The following is a 17827-nucleotide window of genomic DNA, read 5'->3' as shown; positions in this document are numbered from 1 at the left end:
AATGGTCAGAATACAGTCCTGGGAGAGCCCAAGCGTTGAAGCGCCACTCGTCGCTCACTGAAGCAATTCAGGCTGCAGGCGAACGCGCGCGCAGGTCTGGTGAACTAGTTCTCGCGTTAGACAGCAGCGACGATATCATTGACTGGAGATTTCAGATCACTTGAGCCGTAGCCCGGCCCAAAGGGCACTATCCGATCTTCACAGTCCCACTGCCGAAACGCTCTCATTAAGATCAAGGCGCCGCGCTCCGCGCGCCGCGGGAGCGGTAGGCCGCCCGCCGGAGAGCCGCCCCGGACGCCTGCGGCGCCGGGGCGGAAAGCCCCCGAACACCGCCGGTCGGCCGCTCCCGCGCCATGCAGGCTTAGCCGGGTTGGTGCATCAGCCGCCAGGAGCAGAGCATGGTGGTACGGAAGCCGGCGGGGCTGGCCGTAGTCGTGGTCGGGGCTTCCGGCTGCCGCGCCAGTCCAACCCCTGGACTGGCTTGCCACCGAGCCGCTCTGGTACCTAGCCGCCGAAGGCTTCGGCCATCAGGGCAAGCCGGTCCTGCGACGCTCCTGAGTGGCGTGGGCTATGTACGCCGAGGCAGACAGGTAGGCCGTTCCGTTCGCCCCAGTCGCTGTCGCCCCAGAACCGATGGCTCGCAATCAGTAGCTCCCGCGCAACGTTGTCCTGTCGGTGCTTGGCTCCGACGGCGGTGACGGCTGATGTCACGACATCATGAGCCTCGGGTGGGATACCGGAATCACCTGCGGCGGGTAGGAGCAGGAGGAGACGTTCGGCCGGGCCGTGCTTCGAGTTTGGTTGGCTCGCAGTCTTGACCAGCTCCGACCAGGAGAGCGCCGGCCCCTGGAAACCACCTTCTAGGGCCGCAGCGGTGATCGCCGTGTCAGACCCGGCCGGCTGAACCAGGTAGTCCCACCCCGAATCGCCGTCGGAGTTGCGGAAGAGGATGTGCAGGCGGTGGCCTCGGGCCAGATCCAGGGAGATGAAGGGCCAGTTGTCGTGCTGATGCATCTCCTCCGCGTAGACCTCGACATCCGCTGGGTCGGCGTCAAAGGCCACCGCAGCGGCCCAGGAGCCGCCCGGCGCGAGTAGGAAGGCTGGCCAGAACAAGGGGTCATCCAGCCACGGCGTGGCGTCTACAAGAACCGACGTGTCAACTGGCGGTTGGAAGCCATCGAGGTAGCCACGGAGAGGCATCCGGCCATCCTCGCAGACCGTGGTGGTCACGCTGATCCACGTCGTGACCTCGTCCGCGTCGCAGAGCTGCTGCGTTCGCACGTGCCCCCTACGTGCCCGTCGCTGTGGGAAGCCACGGGGAACCTCGTTCAACCATGGGCTGCATGACCAGGAACGCGATGCGTTGACCTTGGGTCATGCCCGCGCCCCAGCGAGTTCCCAAGCTGATGGCTCGCCCGTCACTTCGCGCTGCGGGTCACCCTGCGGGCGGCCTCCGGCCGTCCTCGGGCACCCGCAGCGCACTTGGAGGGATCCGGAGCGAGAACCGTGCCAGCCACGTGCCATAGGCCGGTGCCGTAGACGGTCGCCAGCGGGCAGGTACGGGCACCGCGACACCGCCGACGACCAGGCACTCCGGGCAGATCAGGTCACTGGATCACGACCTTCCAAACTGGCGGTCTGGCGCTGCTATGGTGCGGCCGTGCCGGATGCCGAGACCGTTGCCGTTCTACTTCGCCCGCTCCTGGGACGACGCCTGCTTGCGGTGACCGAGGCGCGGTATTGGTACGACGAGGGGCCAGTGGCGGGGACTGCCGGTCTGCTGCATTTCTGGCTGCACTTCGAGGGAACGCCAGCCATCATGGCCCACGGCTGCGGTAACCTGCTGAAGCTCACCCAGGAAGAGCCCTACTCGTCGTACGACATGCAGGAGTACGGACGGACCGTGGTCGGACCGGTCCAGCCCGCCGAGCTGCTCAACGAGGTGGTTGGGCAATGCCTTGTTGATGTGGGCCTTGTCCAGGGATACAGCACGGTTCCGGCTGTCGGCGGGATCCTGCTCCGCTTCAAGCGGGACGAGCTGCTCGTCGCGACCCTGGCCGACGAGTGGATCTGCCAACCGGGCCTGATCCCGGCCGAACTCCGGGAGTACCTGTCGCTCATCGGTTGGCTGAGCAGTGCCGCGCCCGCTGCCGAAGGGCAGTGACGTCGGATGCGAGGGCTTGCCGAGGTCACGGACTATGCGCGGATCGATCTTGGTGATGGGGCGGCACGCGTGAACCGTTGCAGCAGGTCAGAGGGCAGCGCCCGGGCTGAGCCGTACTCCATTCCTAAACCGTGTGTCGCAGGTTCGAATCCTGCCGGGGGCACCTCGAAGATCAGCAAAAACACCATCTGAGCAGCGGAAACGCTTCCGCGTCGATGAGCCGACTTGTGCAGCCGGACGCCGCCCGAAGCCGCCGTTTGTCGCCGTCCGTGCAAACGACACCCCGGCGTGCCGCAGGTCGTAGGGCCGGCCGGCGATTGGAGAGGCCGCCCGGTCCGGGGTCAGGCTCAGCGTCCGCGCCTCCTCCCAGACCCGGGAGTACGTCGACGACGCCACCACGTTGCCTCGCTCGCTGCGGAACAGCCGCCCGTCGGCGCCGACGCCGAACCGGTCGATGTGCGCCCGCAGGATCGCCACCAGTTCCGCCAGGACCGGCACCTCCCGCGCTTCCGTGTCGCCCCGGTGCTTGAGTCCTCGGTCGTCGTGCACCTCACCGATGTCGGTGTAGCGCTTCCCGGCCGCCGGCCGTGACTTCTCCACCGTCAGCAGGCCCCAGCCGGTGCCGGAAGATGGCAGTTCCGCTCCCGTAGGCCCAGCGCCTCATTCGGCCGCAGCGCCGCGAAGCAGAGGCAGGCGTAGAAGGCGACCAGGCGCTCACCGCGTCGGCCGTTCTTCCCGCGCCGGCCGACGTACGACACCCCGGTCAGCAGCTCGCGCGCCTGGCGGATGTTGACCACGACCCGGCGGTCCACCTCCCCGGACACCTTCCGCCGGGTCGACCGCACCCGCAGCTTGTCGACCGGGTTGAACTCCAACAGCTCCAGCTCGACGGTGTACTGAAGGACGGCCGGTATCGCGCGCCGCAGCCCGCCGCACCAGACGGCTGTCCAAGTGCCCGAAGCCGGCACCTGTGTGCTGCCGCTACCGTGATGCCCGTGAGGACCTACGAGGCGGGCGCAACGGCCGTGGACATCCTGCTCGCCAGCGCTGCTGTCGCTCTGGTCGGGTGTGCTGCCTGGTTGGTCATCCACAGCCAGCGCGCGTCAACGGTTCGGCTGTTCGGGCGGACCGTGCATTAGCAGGTCAGCCAGGATTTCGACCTGACCGAGACGGCAGTGCACGCGCACTAGGTTAGATGGAGCGGTCGCCGACCTAAGACTCTAGAAGCCGGCCTAGATGCCATTGAAGAACCAGGTGCCGAATGGTATCAGTATCAGAATAGGCACCACTAAGCTGGCGTATGGGAGCAAGGTCACCGACGAATATGCCGCAGAAACCGCGAGATTGCGAAGTCGCTTCGCCTTGCTTCTGGCTCCACCCTGGCTTGACGATTGCACTCTATGGAAGTCGCGACTGGTGTGGTTCTCCGATGAGGCGACTGCGACCTCATACTCCCACTGCAACTTCTCACCTTTATCTTGCCGATCCGGCCCCACATATTCCTTGAGGTTTTCAGTCGCAACAGAGATTTGCTGAATCCTCTTGTAGTTTTCTTCCATTGCCCGCGCTCTAGTTCCATAACCGGCACCCGAAACAACAAGCGAAGCGACCAGCGAAAGTATGGATAAAGCAACCATGAGGACGTCTCCGCCAACACCGTACATATCCCGCTTTGCTAGCAGTCCAACAGAGGCAATTGCCGTCGATGTCGACAAAGAAACTAGAGCGAGATTCCATGCAGTGTTTGCGTGACTGAGGCGACGAGAGGCGTTTAGTCGACACAGATAGGTCGTGTAACTTCTTTTTTCTAGACGCTCCAACATTGGAGAGAGAGCGTCAGGTAGTGACTCGGCCACTAGTCTCCTTGCACGACCTTAAAATAAACGTAACCCGCAGTGCTGTGGATGCGAGCATTGCCCCGGCAATTAATCCGAGACAAACGGCATGGGCGTACCAACACGGCATATTACTACTGCCACTCAAGCGATGGAGCTGAGCAAGTGGCCGAGTCGCCTGGCACCTTACCATCAAGCGCTACCCTGACGTTCCTTGCCCAGTCACTAGAGACTCCGTGCGAAACCCAAGGGGAGGCCAGGAGAGACCCACTAGGCAGTGGGTTCTCACCATATGCTCACACGGACTTTTGATGGCAAATATCCTTCAGTGTGTCGACGCCGAATATTTGTACCAACAGTTGCCAGGTTGGCGCCTGGCGTTGACCTCTGAGGATCCGTCTTCAGTAGTAGCCTGCGTGACCCTGAGGCGATGGATGCTGAGTGACCCACTGAGTGACGACCGGTGTAGACACTCTGACGGTCGTGGGCGGCATGGGCGCAGGAGACACACGAGATACCACCAACCATCGTCAACCGTGGCGGCCCAAGACGGCGTGCTAGCAGGCGTCGATCGCCGGTGCCGCCTGCTAGGTACGCCCGGGGCTTTCAGCTTTGCTTCAATACCCGCTTCAATACAACAACGGCCGAAACGCTCTCTTTAGGATCAAGACGCCGCGCGAGAGCGGCGCGCTACGTGCTGCCCTGCGGGCGGCCTTCGGCCGTCCTCGGGCACCCGCAGCGTTACCGACTCTCGTCTCTAATCCGGCGGGCGGCAGCGAGATTGTTCCGTGATGTCAGCGTGTCCGGGTGCTCCTCACCGAGCCGCGCGATGGCAGTAGCTACAGTCTCCTCGGGCCGGCTCGGGCCCCAGCGACCCCCCGTACCCACGGCCCTCCGGCGGCGGCTCAGACCCCGGACCCGGCGCCTCCGGGAGCACTGGCGGCGCCGGGTCCGGGGCGGGGGGTGCCGGAACGGCGGGAGCGGGCGCTGGTGCCTCCGGCGCGGTTGCTGCCGGAGCCGGCGCGGGGGCGGCGGCGGGAGCAGGCGCTGCTGCTGCCGGGCCCGTCGGCTTGGCCGCCGCCGCAGTGTCCACGGCGGCCAAGGCCGGACCTGCGGCGGTGCGTAAGGTCGGCGGAACCGCCTCCGGGGCGACGGGTGGTGGTCCGACTTGCTGGCCGCAGTCGCGCCTCAACTGACCAGCGGGGCGAAGCTGATCATCGACAACATCTACGGTGAGTTCATGGCACATCCCCTCGCGCTGACACCGCAACTCCTTGGGGAGCGCGACGAACTCGTGGTGTGCCGATCGCTGTCCAAGGCACACTGCCTTCTCGGTGCCAGAATCGGGTACGCACACACCAGCGCCGGATACGCCGACAGGCTGCGTCAACACCGACTTCCGTACGCCGTCAGCGCACTGGCCGCGCACTCTCGGACGAGCCGGCCGAGGTTCGCCGCAAGGTGATGGGCATGTACACCGACCCGAAGCGCGTCCGCGCGGATGTGCCCGGCACCGTCGAGGGCAACCCGGTGTTCCAGTACCACGACGTCTTCAACCCCAACCGGGCCGAGGTGGATGACCTCAAGAGCCGCTACCGTGCGGGCAGGGTTGGCGACGTAGAGGTCAATGGGCCTCACCGGCGTCTACACGCAGCTCCGCCGCAAGGCCGAACGGTCCCGTAAGCCCTCCGTCACCACTACGTAGAAGAGGACCTGGGCGACGGCCCTGACAAGCTCCTTGTGCAGGAACCGCGCTCAGCGCTTCGTTTCGTACCTGGTCAGGATCACGCCGCCGGGAAACGTCCGCGTCTCCACCAGGTTCAGGTTCACCCAGCCGTCCAGCGCACTGAAGAACGGTGTGCCGCCGCCCACGAGGACCGGATGGGTGACAATCTCGTACTCGTCGATCAGCCCGGCCCGCATGGCCGCCCCGGCGAGCGTTGCGCCACCGACCCTCATCGGCCCGCCGTCCTCGTCCTTGAGCCGGGTGATCTCGGCGATCGCGTCGCCAGTGACCAGGCGAGTGTTCCAGTCGACCTTGTCGATCGTTGAGGAGAACACCACCTTCGGCGTGTCCCGCCAGTTTCGCGCGAACTCGATCTGCGCCGGGGTGGCGCCCGGCTGCTGGTCGCCGGTCGGCCAGTAGGCGCTCATGTTCTCCCACAGTTGGCGCCCATACAGAAACAGGCTGATCCCCCGCTCCTGATCGAGCCACCACTGGAACAGCTCATCGTTCGGCCCGCTCCAGCCGAGGTCGTCGCCGGGCGCGGAAATATAGCCGTCCAGGGTCAGGTTCATGCCGTAGATCAGTTTCCGCATAGCGCCATACCTTCCGTCAGTCGGTCTCGGAAGACTAGACCAGCCGAGCGGAGGGAACTGGTCGGTGCGCAATCTGTTCGTACGGACCGGCTCCTGACCCTCGCTGAAGACTTCCAAGCCGCTCATCCCGTACACCTTGGTTCGTGCCATTAGGGAGGGTAAACCACGGTCACTCGCGGGCATTGGTCGAGGCACTTTCACGCGGCGAAGATGCCTTCATGATGGCTTCGCTCGATTTCCCAAGCTGCCAGTCTCTGACCTCAGCCTGACCCCCGCACGATGCCGCGCAGGCACTGGAGAATGCACAGCGGTCCTGTGCCGGGCAGTACCTCCGCAGGCTGTGCCGGCTTCACGAGCGACGCAAGGCCGCCGCCGAAGAGCCCGGCGATGCGGAATCGCGTTCCGACGACAGGGCCGAGCCCAGGACACCGCAGCGGTCATGATCGGGCGTCAGCGCACCGTCGTTGACCAGGCACTCAGATCCAGCGCGGAGCCGCTCCGTCGAGGATCATCCTCGACCTCCGTGGGGACAGCGTTGGTAGACAACGGCGGATACCGTCGCAGCCATGGGAGCACTCAAGCCATGGCACCTGATCGTTCTGACCCTTTGCTGTTTCCTGCCGGCGGCGGCGGCGGTCGTGGGTGGAGTCTGGGCGGTGCGACGAAGCCGAGCCCGTCGCTGAGGCGGGGGAGGGTGCTTGCGGCCTGCCTGCGGGTCACCTCCCGTGCCGATCGAGGCTAGGGTCGTACCTCGATCACCCACAGCGAATCGGTCACCGCGATCTCTCGGACGGCGAACGGCGAGGTCTGGAGGGCACCCAGCACGTCGGCGGGACGCGCCACGGGGTGCTCGTCGGGCGGCGCGACGGTGCCGGCCAGGTAGAGCGTTCCGGCGAGGCGCAGGCTCTCCCGGATAAGGCTGCCCAGGTCGGCGACGGTGAGGACCCGCCAGTTCTCCCAGTGGACCACGTCGTCGAAGGAGCCATCCGGCCACGGAGTCTTCAGGCCGAGGAGGGGCTTGTTGCTCTCCGTGCGTCCGGACGTCACGTCCAGCGTCGCCGTGGGGCGGTGTCGGAGCAGGTGGGCGCCGCGTCCGGCCCAGAGGCGGCGGCCGGCCGCCGGGAGGGAGCGCTCCAGCTCCGGGGCCAGTTGGGCGCTCGCGTCGACGGCCCGCTCCAGGAATGCCGCGTACGTGGGCAGGTTCAGCACCTGGTCGCGGGGGTATTCGCCGAGCCGCTCCACCTCGTAGTGCTCGTGTTTGCGGGTGAGGTATTCCAGGCCCGAGCGCGCGTTCTCCCAGTTTTTCCCGAAGTCGGCGTAGTGCGGAACGTGGTAGCAGGTCGCCGTGGGGTCGTAGACGAAGCGGCCGTGGGCCCTCTCCCAGTGCAGGTAGAGGCGGTACGCCAGCTCGGTGTCCTCCCAACCCCAGCGGTCGAAGGCCTCGTCGAAGCCACCGACCTCGACAAAGGTCCTTCGCGACAGAGAGAAGTTGTGCGAGACCATGAACACCCACGGCGAGGAGTCGACGGCGCTCTCGGTCTCCACCTCGAACCCGATGCGCGCGTCGTCCAGGTGGGGCGGCACGACGTCGGGAAGCGTGCCCGGATCGGTGAACCGGCCCGCCGTGCGCCAGTCCGACTCGACGCGGCGGCCGAGGACCACGCGATCGGGTCCGTCGGCGTGCCGGGCGACGTGCCGCTCGAGCAACTCGGGGTGCGCCACCGAGTCGGCGTCGAGGAACAACACGTGCTCCCCGGTGGCGACGGCCACACCGGTGTTGCGAGCCGCGGCGCGGCCGCGGTTGACCAGGTGTCGCTCACACCGGACGGGCAACACGTCGGCGAACTGCGCCACCAGCTCCGCCACCGGTTCGGGGGAGCAGTCGTCGACAACGATCACCTCGAACTGCTCCGTGGGAAGGCTCTGGACCGTCAGCGAGGAGAGCGTGTGACGCAGCGCGTACGGATTCTGGTACCCGGGAACTACGACCGAAAGCGCCACGGGTAGATCCTCGCCGGACAGCAGTGGCACCACAATGCCTGCGCCAAGCTGCATCCTGCGGGCGGCACCCCGGGTCGGGAAGCCGGTCCTCTAGCATGATTGGCCCCTGTCCCACCGTCGCGTCAGGCAGCCCCAATGACCGGTACGATTTTTGAGAATGCCCGGATCCACACGCTCGACTCCGCCCGGCCACGGGCCGAGGCCATGCTGGTGCGCGGTGAGCGGATCGTCGCCGTCGGGAACCGCGACGAGTGCCGGGATCGGGCTGGCGGCGGAGCGCGTCGGGTCGACCTCGGCGGGATGACCGTGCTGCCCGGGTTGATCGACAGCCACATCCACTCCGCGCTCTACGTGCGCGGCCTGGAGCAGGTGGACCTGCGGGGCACCGCCAGCCTCGACGAGGCGCTGGGGCGGATCGGGCGGCACGCCGCCACCCTGTCGCCCGACGCCTGGCTCTTCGGCGGCCGCTGGGACAGCCACAAGTGGGCCCGGCCGGTGCAGCCGACCCGGGCCGACCTGGACCGGGTCTGCCCGGACCGTCCCGCCCTGCTGCCCAGCATCGACGGGCACACCACCTGGGTCAACACGGCCGCGCTGCGGCGGCTCGGCATCGACGCCGACACCCCCGACCCGGTCGGTGGGCAGATCGTCCGCGATGAACGCGGCGAGCCGACGGGCATCCTGCGGGAGGCGGCCGGGGACGCCGCGTACGACATCCTGCGCTCCTCCGTGGCCGGTGACCTGGTCCAGCAGTTGCGCACCCACCTGCCCCGGTTGCTCTCCGTCGGCCTCACCAGCATCCACGACCTCGACGGGCAGGACTGCCGGGCCGCCTACGAGACCCTGTACGCCCGGGGCGAGTTGCCGTTGCGGGTGCACAAGTCGATCCCGTCGACCGTGTTGGACGAGGCGATCGACCTGGGCTGGGCGACCGGCGACGGGGACCGTTGGCTGCGCACCGGGCCGGTGAAGATCTTCACCGACGGGGCGCTCGGGTCGCACACCTGCCTGATGAGCGAACCGTACGACGGCGAGCCGGACAACCACGGCATCGCGGTCACCCCGGCGGAGGAGTTCGAGCGCCTGGTGGCGAAGGCGGCCGGGGCGGGCATCGCCGTGGCGGCGCACGCCATCGGCGACGCGGCCAACGCGATGGTGCTGCGGGCGTACGCCCACTGGCAGGAGGCGGCGGGCTCCCACCCGGAGACCGCCCGGGCGGCACGGCGGCTGCGGCACCGCATCGAGCACACCCAGCACCTGCGGCCGGAGGACGTGTCGCTGCTCGCCCGGCTGGGCGTGACCGCGTCGATGCAGCCGACCCACTGCACCAGCGACATCCCGCTGACCAGCCGGATGCTCGCGGGCCGGGACCTCGCCTCGTACGCCTGGCGAAGCCTGCTGGACGCCGGCGCGACGGTGGCGTTCGGCTCGGACGCGCCGGTCGAGGACCCGGATCCGTTCCACGGCATCCACGCCGCGGTGACCCGGCAGCAGCCCGACGGAACCCCGCCCGGTGGTGTGGACCCGCACGAGCGGCTCAGCCTCGACGCGGCGCTGCGCTGCTTCACCGAAGCCGGCGCGTACGCCTCCTACGAGGAGCACCTGAAGGGGCGGCTGAGCCCCGGGATGCTCGCGGACTTCATCGCGCTGCCCACCGATCCGTACGAGGTCGAGCCGGCGGATCTGCGTGACCTCACGGTGGCGCTCACCGTGGTCGGCGGGGTCGTGCGCTGGCAGCGCTGACCTCGCGGCCGCTGCGGCACCCGACCGGTTCGGGCACAGGATGTCGGGTCCGGTGGGGGCGTCCTTTCCTAGCGTGGGGGGCAACAGGGAAGGAGGCCGGAGGGTGCTGGAACGGTTGAACGAGGCGATGGCGTACGTCGAGCGGCATCTCGACCAGCGGATCGAGGTGGCCGAGCTGGCCCGCGTCGCCGTCACGTCGGAGTACCACTTCCGTCGGATGTTCTCCGCGCTGGCCGGCATGCCGCTCTCCGAGTACGTCCGGCGTCGGCGGCTCACGGTCGCCGCGGCCGACGTGCTCGCGGGGGAGGCGACGCTGCTCGACATCGCGGTCCGCTACGGCTACGGCTCCGCCGAGGCGTTCGGCCGGGCGTTCCGGTCGGTGCACGGTGTGGGCCCGGGTGAGGTCCGGCGTGCCGGTGCCGTGCTGCGGTCCCAGCCCCGGATCTCCTTCCGCCTCATCATCGAAGGGAGCACCAGCATGCGTTACCGGGTCACCGAGAAGGACGCCTTCCACCTGGTCGGGCGGAAGGCCCGAGTCCCGCTCGTGCACGAGGGGATGAATCCGGCCATCGTCGCGTTCGTCAAGAGCATCGACGCCGGGACGGTCGAGCGGATCGAGGCCCTCTCCGACCAGGAACCGCGCGGGATCGTCAACGTCAGCGACAAGCTGGGGGACAACCGGGAGGAGGGCGTGGAGCTGGACTACTGGCACGGCGTGGTCACCGGTGCCACCCCGCCGGAGGGCCTGGACGCCATGCCGGTGCCCGCCGGCACCTGGGCGGTCTTCTCCAGCTCGGGCGAGTTCCCGCAGACCCTCCAGAACATCTGGCGGGATGTCTTCACCGAGTGGTTCCCGGCCAACCCGTACCGCAGCCGGGCGGGCCCGGAGCGACCCCCGGCCCCGGGGGGGGGGGGCGTGGGGGGGGGCGGGGGACCACCCCGGCCCCCCCCCCCCGCCCGGCGGGGCCCCGCCGGGCCGGCCGGCCGCCCCCCCCCCCCCCCGGTCCGGTCGCCCCCGCCCACCACCGACAGGCAGGCTGATGATCCCTCGCACCCGCCGCCACCTCGCCCTCGCCGCCACCACCGTTGCCCTGGTTGCCCTCACCCCGACGCCCGCCCTGGCCGACCCCGGCCGCTCCGGCGACCGGGATCCGGACCTCGGCCCGTACGTACACGTCTACGACCCGTCCACCCCGACCGCCGAGATCCAGGCCACCCTCGACGGGATCTTCGCGAAGCAGGAACGCAACGAGATGGGCACCGACCGGCACGCGGTGCTGTTCAAGCCCGGCCGGTACGACGTCGACGCGAAGCTCGGCTACTACACCACCGTCGCCGGCCTCGGCCGCTCCCCGGACGACGTCGACATCCACGGGGCGGTCCGGGTCATCGGCCAGCCCGACCCGAACTCACCGGCCGGCATCTCCGCCCTGACCAACTTCTGGCGCTCGGCGGAGAACCTCTCCGTCACCCCCACCGACTGGTCGAACCAGTGGGCGGTCTCCCAGGCGTCCCCGATGCGCCGGGTGCACGTACGCGGCACCCTCTGGCTGGAACCGGGCAACGGCGGATACTCCAGCGGCGGCTACATCGCCGACTCGAAGATCGACGGCATCACCATCAACGGCTCCCAGCAGCAGTGGCTGACCCGGGACAGCGAACTCGGCGGCGACTGGACCAACGGGGTCTGGAACCAGGTCTTCTCCGGCGTGACCGGTGCGCCCGCCCAGGGCTTCCCCGACCCGCCGTACACCACGCTGCCGACCAGCCCGGTGACCCGGGAGAAGCCGTACCTCTACGTCGACGAGCGTGACCGGTGGCGGGTGGCCGTCCCGGGCCTGCGGCACGACACGGCCGGCATCACCTGGGCGGCCGGTGGGCAGCCGACCCCGTCGCTGTCGCTGCGGGACTTCTACGTCGCCCGGCCGACCGACGGCGCCCAGCGGATCAACCGGGAGTTGGCGCGGGGCAAGCACCTCCTGCTCACCCCCGGCGTGTACCGGCTGGACCGGGCGCTGCGGGTCACCAGGCCGGGCACCGTCGTGCTCGGGCTCGGCATGCCCAGCCTCGCCCCGACCACGGGCGACGCCGCGCTGCGGGTCGCCGACGTCGACGGGGTACGCGTCGCCGGGCTGCTGGTCGATGCCGGCCAGCGCGAGTCCGACGTGCTCGTCGAGATCGGGCACCGCTCCGGTCACCGGAACCACGCCGCGAACCCGACCTCGCTGCAGGACGTCTTCTTCCGCATCGGCGGCCCCTGGGTCGGCCGGGCCCGGACCAGCCTCGTCGTGCACAGCGACGACACCCTGCTCGACAACATCTGGGCCTGGCGCGGCGACCACGGCAACGGCATCGGCTGGTCGGCGAACACCGCCGACACCGGCGTGGTGGTCACCGGCGACGACGTGACGGCGTACGGGCTCTTCGTCGAGCACTACCAGCGGTACCAGACGGTGTGGACCGGTGAGCGTGGCCGGACCGTCTTCTACCAGAGCGAACTGCCCTACGACCCGCCGAGCCAGGCGGCCTGGACCAGCCCGACCGGTCGCGGCTGGGCGTCGTACAAGGTCGCCGACTCCGTACGCCGGCACGAGGCGTGGGGGCTGGGCGTGTACTCGTACTTCAACCAGGGGGTCGACATCCGGGCGGCCCGGGCGATCGAGGCTCCCCACCGCCCGGGCGTGCGGTTCCACGACATGATCACCGTCTTCCTCGACGGCAGCGGCGGCATCGAACGCACGGTCAACGACGTCGGCACTCCGGTTGTCGGCTCGTTCGGCACCAGCCCGGTGATCAGCTACCCCTGACCCCGGTTCGGGGGGAGTCCGAGGTGACGGGACTCCCCCCAGCTACCGGCAGGCGCGTCGCCCCGGGCCGGCGGGCCCGCTCAGGTTGCCGACAGCTGATCGACCCGGGTGAGCACCCTGTCGATCAGGCCGTACTCGCGGGCCTGCTCGGCGGTGAACCACCGGTCCCGGTCCCAGTCCGCCTGGATCTCGTCCAGGTCGCGCCCGCTGTGCCGGGCGATCAGCTCCTGCATGGTGCGCTTGACGTGCAGCATGTTCTCCGCCTGGATGGTGATGTCGGCGGCCGTGCCGCCCATCCCGCCCGACGGCTGGTGCATCATGATCCGCGAGTGCGGTAGGGCGAACCGCTTCCCGGCCGCCCCCGAGCAGAGCAGGAACTGCCCCATCGAGCCGGCGAAGCCGAGCGCGAGGGTGGCCACGTCGTTGCGGATGTACCGCATGGTGTCGTAGACGGCCATCCCGGCGCTGACCGAGCCGCCCGGCGAGTTGATGTAGAGATGGATGTCCTGCTCGCTGTCCTCGGCGGCCAGCAGCAGGAGTTGCGCGCAGATCTGGTTCGCCGATTCGTCCGTGACCTCGGTGCCGAGGAAGACGATCCGCTCCCGCAGCAACCGCTGGAAGACCTGGTCGCCGAAGGACGGCTGCCCGCTCTCCAGCATCCGTACGTCGTACCTGATCATGTCGACCTCCACCGCGCCGGAGGGCGACTTGGATCGCCCGGGGACCGGCCCGTCCAGCCTGCGCCCGACTGCGGCGCCGGCCCCAGCGCTTCTGCCGGCGGCAGATTCGCTGATGGCAGAACTGCCGGTCGGCGGCATCCGGCCGACGTGCGGTGTGGGCGGGCATGCGGGGCCGGGCGGGCCGGTCTAGACGGTGACCGGCCGCCGCAGGCCCGTCACGACCCGCCCGCAGTGCACCAGCCCGGTGGTACGCGGGCCGGACGCCAGTGCCGCGCCGGGGAGCGCCCCGTGCAGGTCGCCGTGCCGTTCCAGCCGGGCCAGCCGATCACCGTACCGGGGTAGCGGCACCTCGGCCGGGCGCGTCGCCACGGCCGAGCGCGTCCCCACCGGGGTCCTCGGTTCCACCCGGCGTAGGTCGTCCCGGGCCTCCTCCAGCAGGTCGGAGAGGCGGATGCCGAGGGCGCGGCAGATGGCGGCCAGCACCTCCGACGACGCCTCCTTGCGGCCCCGCTCGACCTCGGACAGGTAGGGCAGCGACACGCCGGCCGCCTTGGCGACCTCGCGCAGGGTGCGGCCCTGCCGCATCCTGATCCGGCGTAGCACCCCGCCGATCACCCGTCGCAGCAACGACATGCCGGTCTCACTCTCGGTCGTACGTCCGCCGACAACCCCATCATGCCCGTCGCGCGGCCTCCGGGCAGTCCCCGTCCGGCGACCGATTGCCGACGTAGGCGTGCCGCGGCGCCCCGGGGTGCGAAATCTCGGGTACCGGCTATGTTGTCCACGTGCAGGCGACGGAGGCGGAGCAGGTCCGACGGTGATCCATTTTCCCGCGCAGCGGCGAGGCCCGCTGAGCGCGCTGAGCCTGCGTCTGGCCGCAGCCCTGGGCCTGGTCCTCGCCGTCGTCGCCGCGGTCTATCTGGGCCGGGACGGCTACCGCGACGTCAACGAGGACGGCCTCACCCTCCTCGACTGTTTCTACTACGCGGTCGTCTCCCTCTCCACCACCGGGTACGGCGACATCACCCCGTCCGCCCCGTCCGCGCGGCTGGTCAACGTCCTCTTCGTCACCCCGGCCCGGGTGCTCTTCCTGATCATCCTGGTCGGCACCACCCTGGAAGTCCTGACCGAGCAGTACCGGACCGGCCGGCGCCTGTCGCGGTGGAGGAGAAGCGTGAAGGACCACGTCATCATCTGCGGCTACGGCACCAAGGGCCGCAGCGCGGTCTCGGCGCTGGTGGAGAACGGCCTGGACAGATCCCGCATCGTGGTGGTCGAGCGCAGCCCCGCCGCGCTGCGGCAGGCCACCTCGGCCGGGCTGGTCGCGATCGAGGGATCGGCGACCCGTTCCTCCGTGTTGATCGAGGCGCACGTGAAGAACGCCAAGTCGGTGATCATCGCGACCGACAGTGACGATGCGTCGGTCCTGGTGGCGCTCACCGTCCGGCAGCTCACCGCCGGCCAGGTGCGCATCATCGCCGCGGTCCGGGAGGCCGAGAACGCGCCGCTGCTGAAGCAGAGCGGTGCCCACCATGTGATCGTTTCGTCCGCCACGGCGGGCCGGCTGCTCGGCCTGTCGACCTCCGCGCCGCCGCTGATCGACGTGGTGGAGGACCTGCTCACCCCGGGTCAGGGCATGGCGTTGGCCATGCGATCGGCCGAGCGTAGCGAGGTGGGCCGTTCACCGCGTGAGCTGGAATCCCTGGTCATCGCACTGGTCCGGCGGGGCAAGGTGGTCACGCTCTCGGACAAGGCCGGCGCGGTCATCGAGACCGGCGACATGCTCGTGCACGTCCGCGACGACCGCCCCCAACAAACGAGCGCGCCGGCCTGACGCCGACGGGCCGACGCCGCGTCCCGCGGCCTCGGCCACCGGGCCCGGCCGTTCGACCTGCTGCTACTGCGGTTTCGGTCAGCCAAGATTCATCCCGTCGGATCTTTTGCATTGGCGCGAAGCTTGCTACCGTTTGGCCGCTTGGAATTGCCAATGGGCGTGGCATCCGATTGTCGCTGGCGCCCCACTCGATTGGCTCAGGCACGGGGGATCCAACCGAACGCGCGGGTGCAGACACCATGCCCCGGGCCTCTTCATCTCTCCGTCTCGGTCGGCGCACCGCACGTCGGCAGTTTCGAGCACCTCGTTAATCGAACGACGGGAAAAAATTAGTGACTGAAGTGGCAAACACCGCAGGGACCCGGCGGCGGCGGGCGGCAGGCATCATCGCCGGCCTCGCCCTCGGCAGTGCAGCGGTCGTCGCGCCGGGAACGGTCGTGCAGGCGGCCACCTCGAACGACCACGTGCTCAAGCCGGCGAGCAGCCAGGGTGAGAGCCGGACGAACTCGTCGAAGAAGAACTTCCGGGCGGGCAAGTTCACCCCGCCCAGCCCCGGCGTCAAGGGGGCCCTGCTTCCCTCGAAGCGCATCGTCGGTGGCTCCGAGGTCAACGTCGCGAACCACCCGTACGTCGTGGGCATCCTGACCTACGCGTACGACGGCATCTACTGGTGCACCGGCACCGTCATCGCCCCGAACAAGGTGCTGACGGCGGCGCACTGCTCCGTGGACCGGGCGGGAACGACCCTGGTTCTCGCCGGGAAGAACCGGCTGCTCGAATCCAACGGCGACATCACGCCGGGCGGGTACGTCGGCGCGGTGGCCTCCACCTGGACCCACCAGGGCTACAACCTCGCCGCCCAGGAGGCCGGGACCGCGACGGCGATCCTGGACGACGTCTCGGTCCTGACCCTCAAGCAGAACCTCCCGTCGGCGTACCCGGCGATCACGCTGAGCGGTCAGGGTGACCAGGCGCCGTACGCGTCGGGCACGGCGGCGGAGATCCTCGGCTACGGTGTCGCCGACCTCGGCAACGAGGACACGAAGCTGCGCAAGGCGACCGTGACGATGAAGGCGAACGAAACGTGCGCCGGCGTCGCGGGCCAGGCGTACGACGCCAACCGGATGATCTGCGCGGGGCCGGACAACGGAGCGGACACCTGCAACGGTGACTCGGGTGGACCGCTTCTGGTCAACGGCAAGCAGGTCGGCATCACCGACTGGGGCTACGCCCCCTGTGGAAGCTACCCCGGCTACTACGAGCGGATCAGCTACTACGCCAACTCGATCAACGCGGACCGGACCCGTCCGCCGCTGGTCAACGCCGACTGGACCGGCGACGGCCACACCGACCTGATGGCCCGGGACACCGCAGGCAACCTGCGGCTGTACACGGGGCGTGGGTTCTCCAACGACGGCAATGGCGGCTTCTACTCCCAAGAGAACATCAGCTCGGGCTGGGCCAGCGCCAAGCGGGTCTTCCGGGTCTACAACTGGAACGGCGACCGGACTCCTTCGCTGATGGAGGTGGATTCCACCGGCGCGTTGTGGATCTACAACACCGACGGTCAGGGCTACCCGGTCGGAAACCCCACGAAGATCGGCACCGGCTGGGGCAACTTCACCGCCCTGATGGTGACGAACAACTGGATGGGCAACAACCTCCCGAGCCTGATGGTCCGTAAGTCCACCGGGGAGCTGTTCCGCTACACCAGCAACGGTGCCGGCGGCTGGCTGAACCCGGCGGGCACCCGGATCGGCACCGGCTGGAACGGGTTCAACCTGTTCCTCACCCCGGGCGCCTGGAAGGGTGACGGCAAGGAGGTCCTGATCGGTCGCAGCTCGACGGGCATCCTGAAGATGTACCAGACCGACCAGGCGGGCGGCTGGACCAACCCGGCCGGCACGCAGATCGGCAGCGGCTGGGGCGGCTTCAAGAACATCATCACGCCGGGCGACTGGAACGGCGACAACATGATGGACATGATGGGCGTCAACAGCGCCAACCAGATGCGCCTCTACACCACCGACGGCTACGGCAACTGGATCGACGCCAGCGGCAAGGTCATCTCCACCGGTTGGGGCAGCTTGAACCTGGTCTTCTGACCGACCGGGATTTCCCCGCACGGACGAAAGGGCCCGCAACCTGCGAAGGTTGCGGGCCCTTTCGGTGTCCGTGGGTGCGGCGGCGTCAACCGCGCGCCGTCAGCGGCCGCTCAGAGGATCGTCCAGGTGTCGCTGCTGGCGAGGAGTCCGGTGAGTTGTTGTTCTGGGGTTTCGGTGACTTCGGCTTTTGCCGCTTGGACCTGGTTTTGTACGACGCTGTCGTAGGTCGGGCGGTTGACTGAGCGGAATACGCCGATTGGGGTGTTGCTCAGGTCGAGGCCGGGGAGTCGGGATAGTGCGAATGCGTAGGCGGGGTCGTTGACGGTGGTGTCGTGTACG

At 68.7% G+C, this 17827-nt stretch carries 13 protein-coding genes and 4 pseudogenes; 8 read left to right on the top strand and 9 right to left on the bottom strand.

The genetic code is table 11. The annotated features are described in order from the left end of the window. Positions 1-504: 504 nt before the first annotated feature. Entirely contained in the window at positions 505-1281 is a 777-nt protein-coding gene (locus SNR22_RS19680; protein WP_320068085.1) for a hypothetical protein, read from the bottom strand. Positions 1282-1660: 379 nt separating this feature from the next. On the opposite strand from SNR22_RS19680, the gene SNR22_RS19675 reads away from it, so the two are divergent. After that, complete coding sequence (locus tag SNR22_RS19675) at positions 1661-2164, top strand: hypothetical protein (protein WP_320068084.1); 504 nt, start codon at positions 1661-1663, stop codon at positions 2162-2164. Positions 2165-2251: 87 nt separating this feature from the next. Here the strand turns inward: SNR22_RS19675 and SNR22_RS19670 are convergent, their stop codons facing one another. The 3 genes from SNR22_RS19670 to SNR22_RS19660 form a co-directional block, all read right to left on the bottom strand. Continuing rightward, positions 2252-2764 (bottom strand): hypothetical protein, encoded by a 513-nt coding sequence (locus SNR22_RS19670; protein ID WP_320068083.1) that lies wholly within the window; start codon positions 2762-2764, stop codon positions 2252-2254. A 2-nt stretch (positions 2765-2766) separates the two neighbouring features. After that, the gene (locus SNR22_RS19665) at positions 2767-3132 is read right to left on the bottom strand and encodes a hypothetical protein (RefSeq protein WP_320068082.1); all 366 of its coding nucleotides are present in this window, start codon (positions 3130-3132) and stop codon (positions 2767-2769) included. 264 nt (positions 3133-3396) lie between these two features. Further along, positions 3397-3987, bottom strand: coding sequence for an SLATT domain-containing protein (locus tag SNR22_RS19660; RefSeq protein ID WP_320068243.1), 591 nt, complete (start codon positions 3985-3987; stop codon positions 3397-3399). Positions 3988-5239: 1252 nt separating this feature from the next. Here SNR22_RS19660 and SNR22_RS29420 point away from each other — a divergent pair. Beyond that, complete coding sequence (locus SNR22_RS29420; protein WP_413775666.1) at positions 5240-5464, top strand: aminotransferase class I/II-fold pyridoxal phosphate-dependent enzyme; 225 nt, start codon at positions 5240-5242, stop codon at positions 5462-5464. Next, positions 5425-5704: pseudogene (locus SNR22_RS19655) on the top strand (tryptophan--tRNA ligase); the annotation flags it as partial. The gene SNR22_RS29420 and the pseudogene SNR22_RS19655, both read left to right, overlap by 40 nt. Positions 5705-5754: 50 nt before the next feature. Here SNR22_RS19655 and SNR22_RS19650 read toward each other — a convergent pair. Together SNR22_RS19650 and SNR22_RS19645 are read right to left on the bottom strand one after the other, a co-directional pair. After that, positions 5755-6318, bottom strand: a complete 564-nt coding sequence (locus tag SNR22_RS19650) for a dihydrofolate reductase family protein (RefSeq protein WP_320068081.1) — start codon at positions 6316-6318, stop codon at positions 5755-5757. A 738-nt stretch (positions 6319-7056) separates the two neighbouring features. Further along, entirely contained in the window at positions 7057-8319 is a 1263-nt protein-coding gene (locus SNR22_RS19645; RefSeq protein WP_320068080.1) for a glycosyltransferase family 2 protein, read from the bottom strand. Positions 8320-8454: 135 nt separating this feature from the next. Between SNR22_RS19645 and SNR22_RS19640 the strand changes: the two genes are divergently transcribed. The 3 genes and pseudogenes from SNR22_RS19640 (at position 8455) to SNR22_RS19630 (ending at position 12869) form a co-directional block, all read left to right on the top strand. Next, positions 8455-10062 (top strand): amidohydrolase, encoded by a 1608-nt coding sequence (locus SNR22_RS19640; RefSeq protein ID WP_320068079.1) that lies wholly within the window; start codon positions 8455-8457, stop codon positions 10060-10062. A 103-nt stretch (positions 10063-10165) separates the two neighbouring features. Then, a pseudogene (locus SNR22_RS19635) lies at positions 10166-10951 on the top strand (AraC family transcriptional regulator); the annotation flags it as partial. 151 nt (positions 10952-11102) lie between these two features. Beyond that, positions 11103-12869 (top strand): adenylyl cyclase, encoded by a 1767-nt coding sequence (locus tag SNR22_RS19630; RefSeq protein ID WP_320068078.1) that lies wholly within the window; start codon positions 11103-11105, stop codon positions 12867-12869. A gap of 80 nt (positions 12870-12949) precedes the next feature. On the opposite strand, the gene SNR22_RS19625 is transcribed toward SNR22_RS19630, so the two are convergent. Both SNR22_RS19625 and SNR22_RS19620 read right to left on the bottom strand, forming a co-directional pair. Then, positions 12950-13549, bottom strand: coding sequence for an ATP-dependent Clp protease proteolytic subunit (locus SNR22_RS19625; RefSeq protein ID WP_320068077.1), 600 nt, complete (start codon positions 13547-13549; stop codon positions 12950-12952). Between the two features lie 381 nt (positions 13550-13930). Beyond that, positions 13931-14182: pseudogene (locus tag SNR22_RS19620) on the bottom strand (helix-turn-helix domain-containing protein); the annotation flags it as partial. A gap of 184 nt (positions 14183-14366) precedes the next feature. Here SNR22_RS19620 and SNR22_RS19615 point away from each other — a divergent pair. Together SNR22_RS19615 and SNR22_RS19610 are read left to right on the top strand one after the other, a co-directional pair. After that, entirely contained in the window at positions 14367-15383 is a 1017-nt protein-coding gene (locus SNR22_RS19615) for a potassium channel family protein (protein WP_320068076.1), read from the top strand. 332 nt (positions 15384-15715) lie between these two features. Then, on the top strand, positions 15716-17488 hold the full coding sequence (locus tag SNR22_RS19610) for a trypsin-like serine protease (protein ID WP_320068075.1): 1773 nt from the start codon (positions 15716-15718) through the stop codon (positions 17486-17488). 110 nt (positions 17489-17598) lie between these two features. On the opposite strand, the pseudogene SNR22_RS19605 reads toward SNR22_RS19610, so the two are convergent. Beyond that, positions 17599-17827 (bottom strand): annotated as a pseudogene (locus tag SNR22_RS19605) (2-oxoacid:ferredoxin oxidoreductase subunit beta); the annotation flags it as partial.

Origin of the sequence: Micromonospora sp. RTGN7 (genome assembly GCF_033804645.1) — a bacterium.
Lineage (GTDB): Bacteria > Actinomycetota > Actinomycetes > Mycobacteriales > Micromonosporaceae > Micromonospora.
The sequence above is the reverse complement of the archived record's forward strand: the minus strand, read 5'-3'. Positions and strand labels throughout refer to the sequence as shown.

Coding starts and splice junctions, on each gene's coding strand:
- SNR22_RS19660 (WP_320068243.1), bottom strand. CDS start 3,987: ATGTTGGAGCGTCTAGAAAAAAGAAGTTACACGACCTATCTGTGTCGA.
- SNR22_RS29420 (WP_413775666.1), top strand. CDS start 5,240: ATGGCACATCCCCTCGCGCTGACACCGCAACTCCTTGGGGAGCGCGAC.
- SNR22_RS19650 (WP_320068081.1), bottom strand. CDS start 6,318: ATGCGGAAACTGATCTACGGCATGAACCTGACCCTGGACGGCTATATT.
- SNR22_RS19640 (WP_320068079.1), top strand. CDS start 8,455: ATGACCGGTACGATTTTTGAGAATGCCCGGATCCACACGCTCGACTCC.
- SNR22_RS19630 (WP_320068078.1), top strand. CDS start 11,103: ATGATCCCTCGCACCCGCCGCCACCTCGCCCTCGCCGCCACCACCGTT.
- SNR22_RS19625 (WP_320068077.1), bottom strand. CDS start 13,549: ATGATCAGGTACGACGTACGGATGCTGGAGAGCGGGCAGCCGTCCTTC.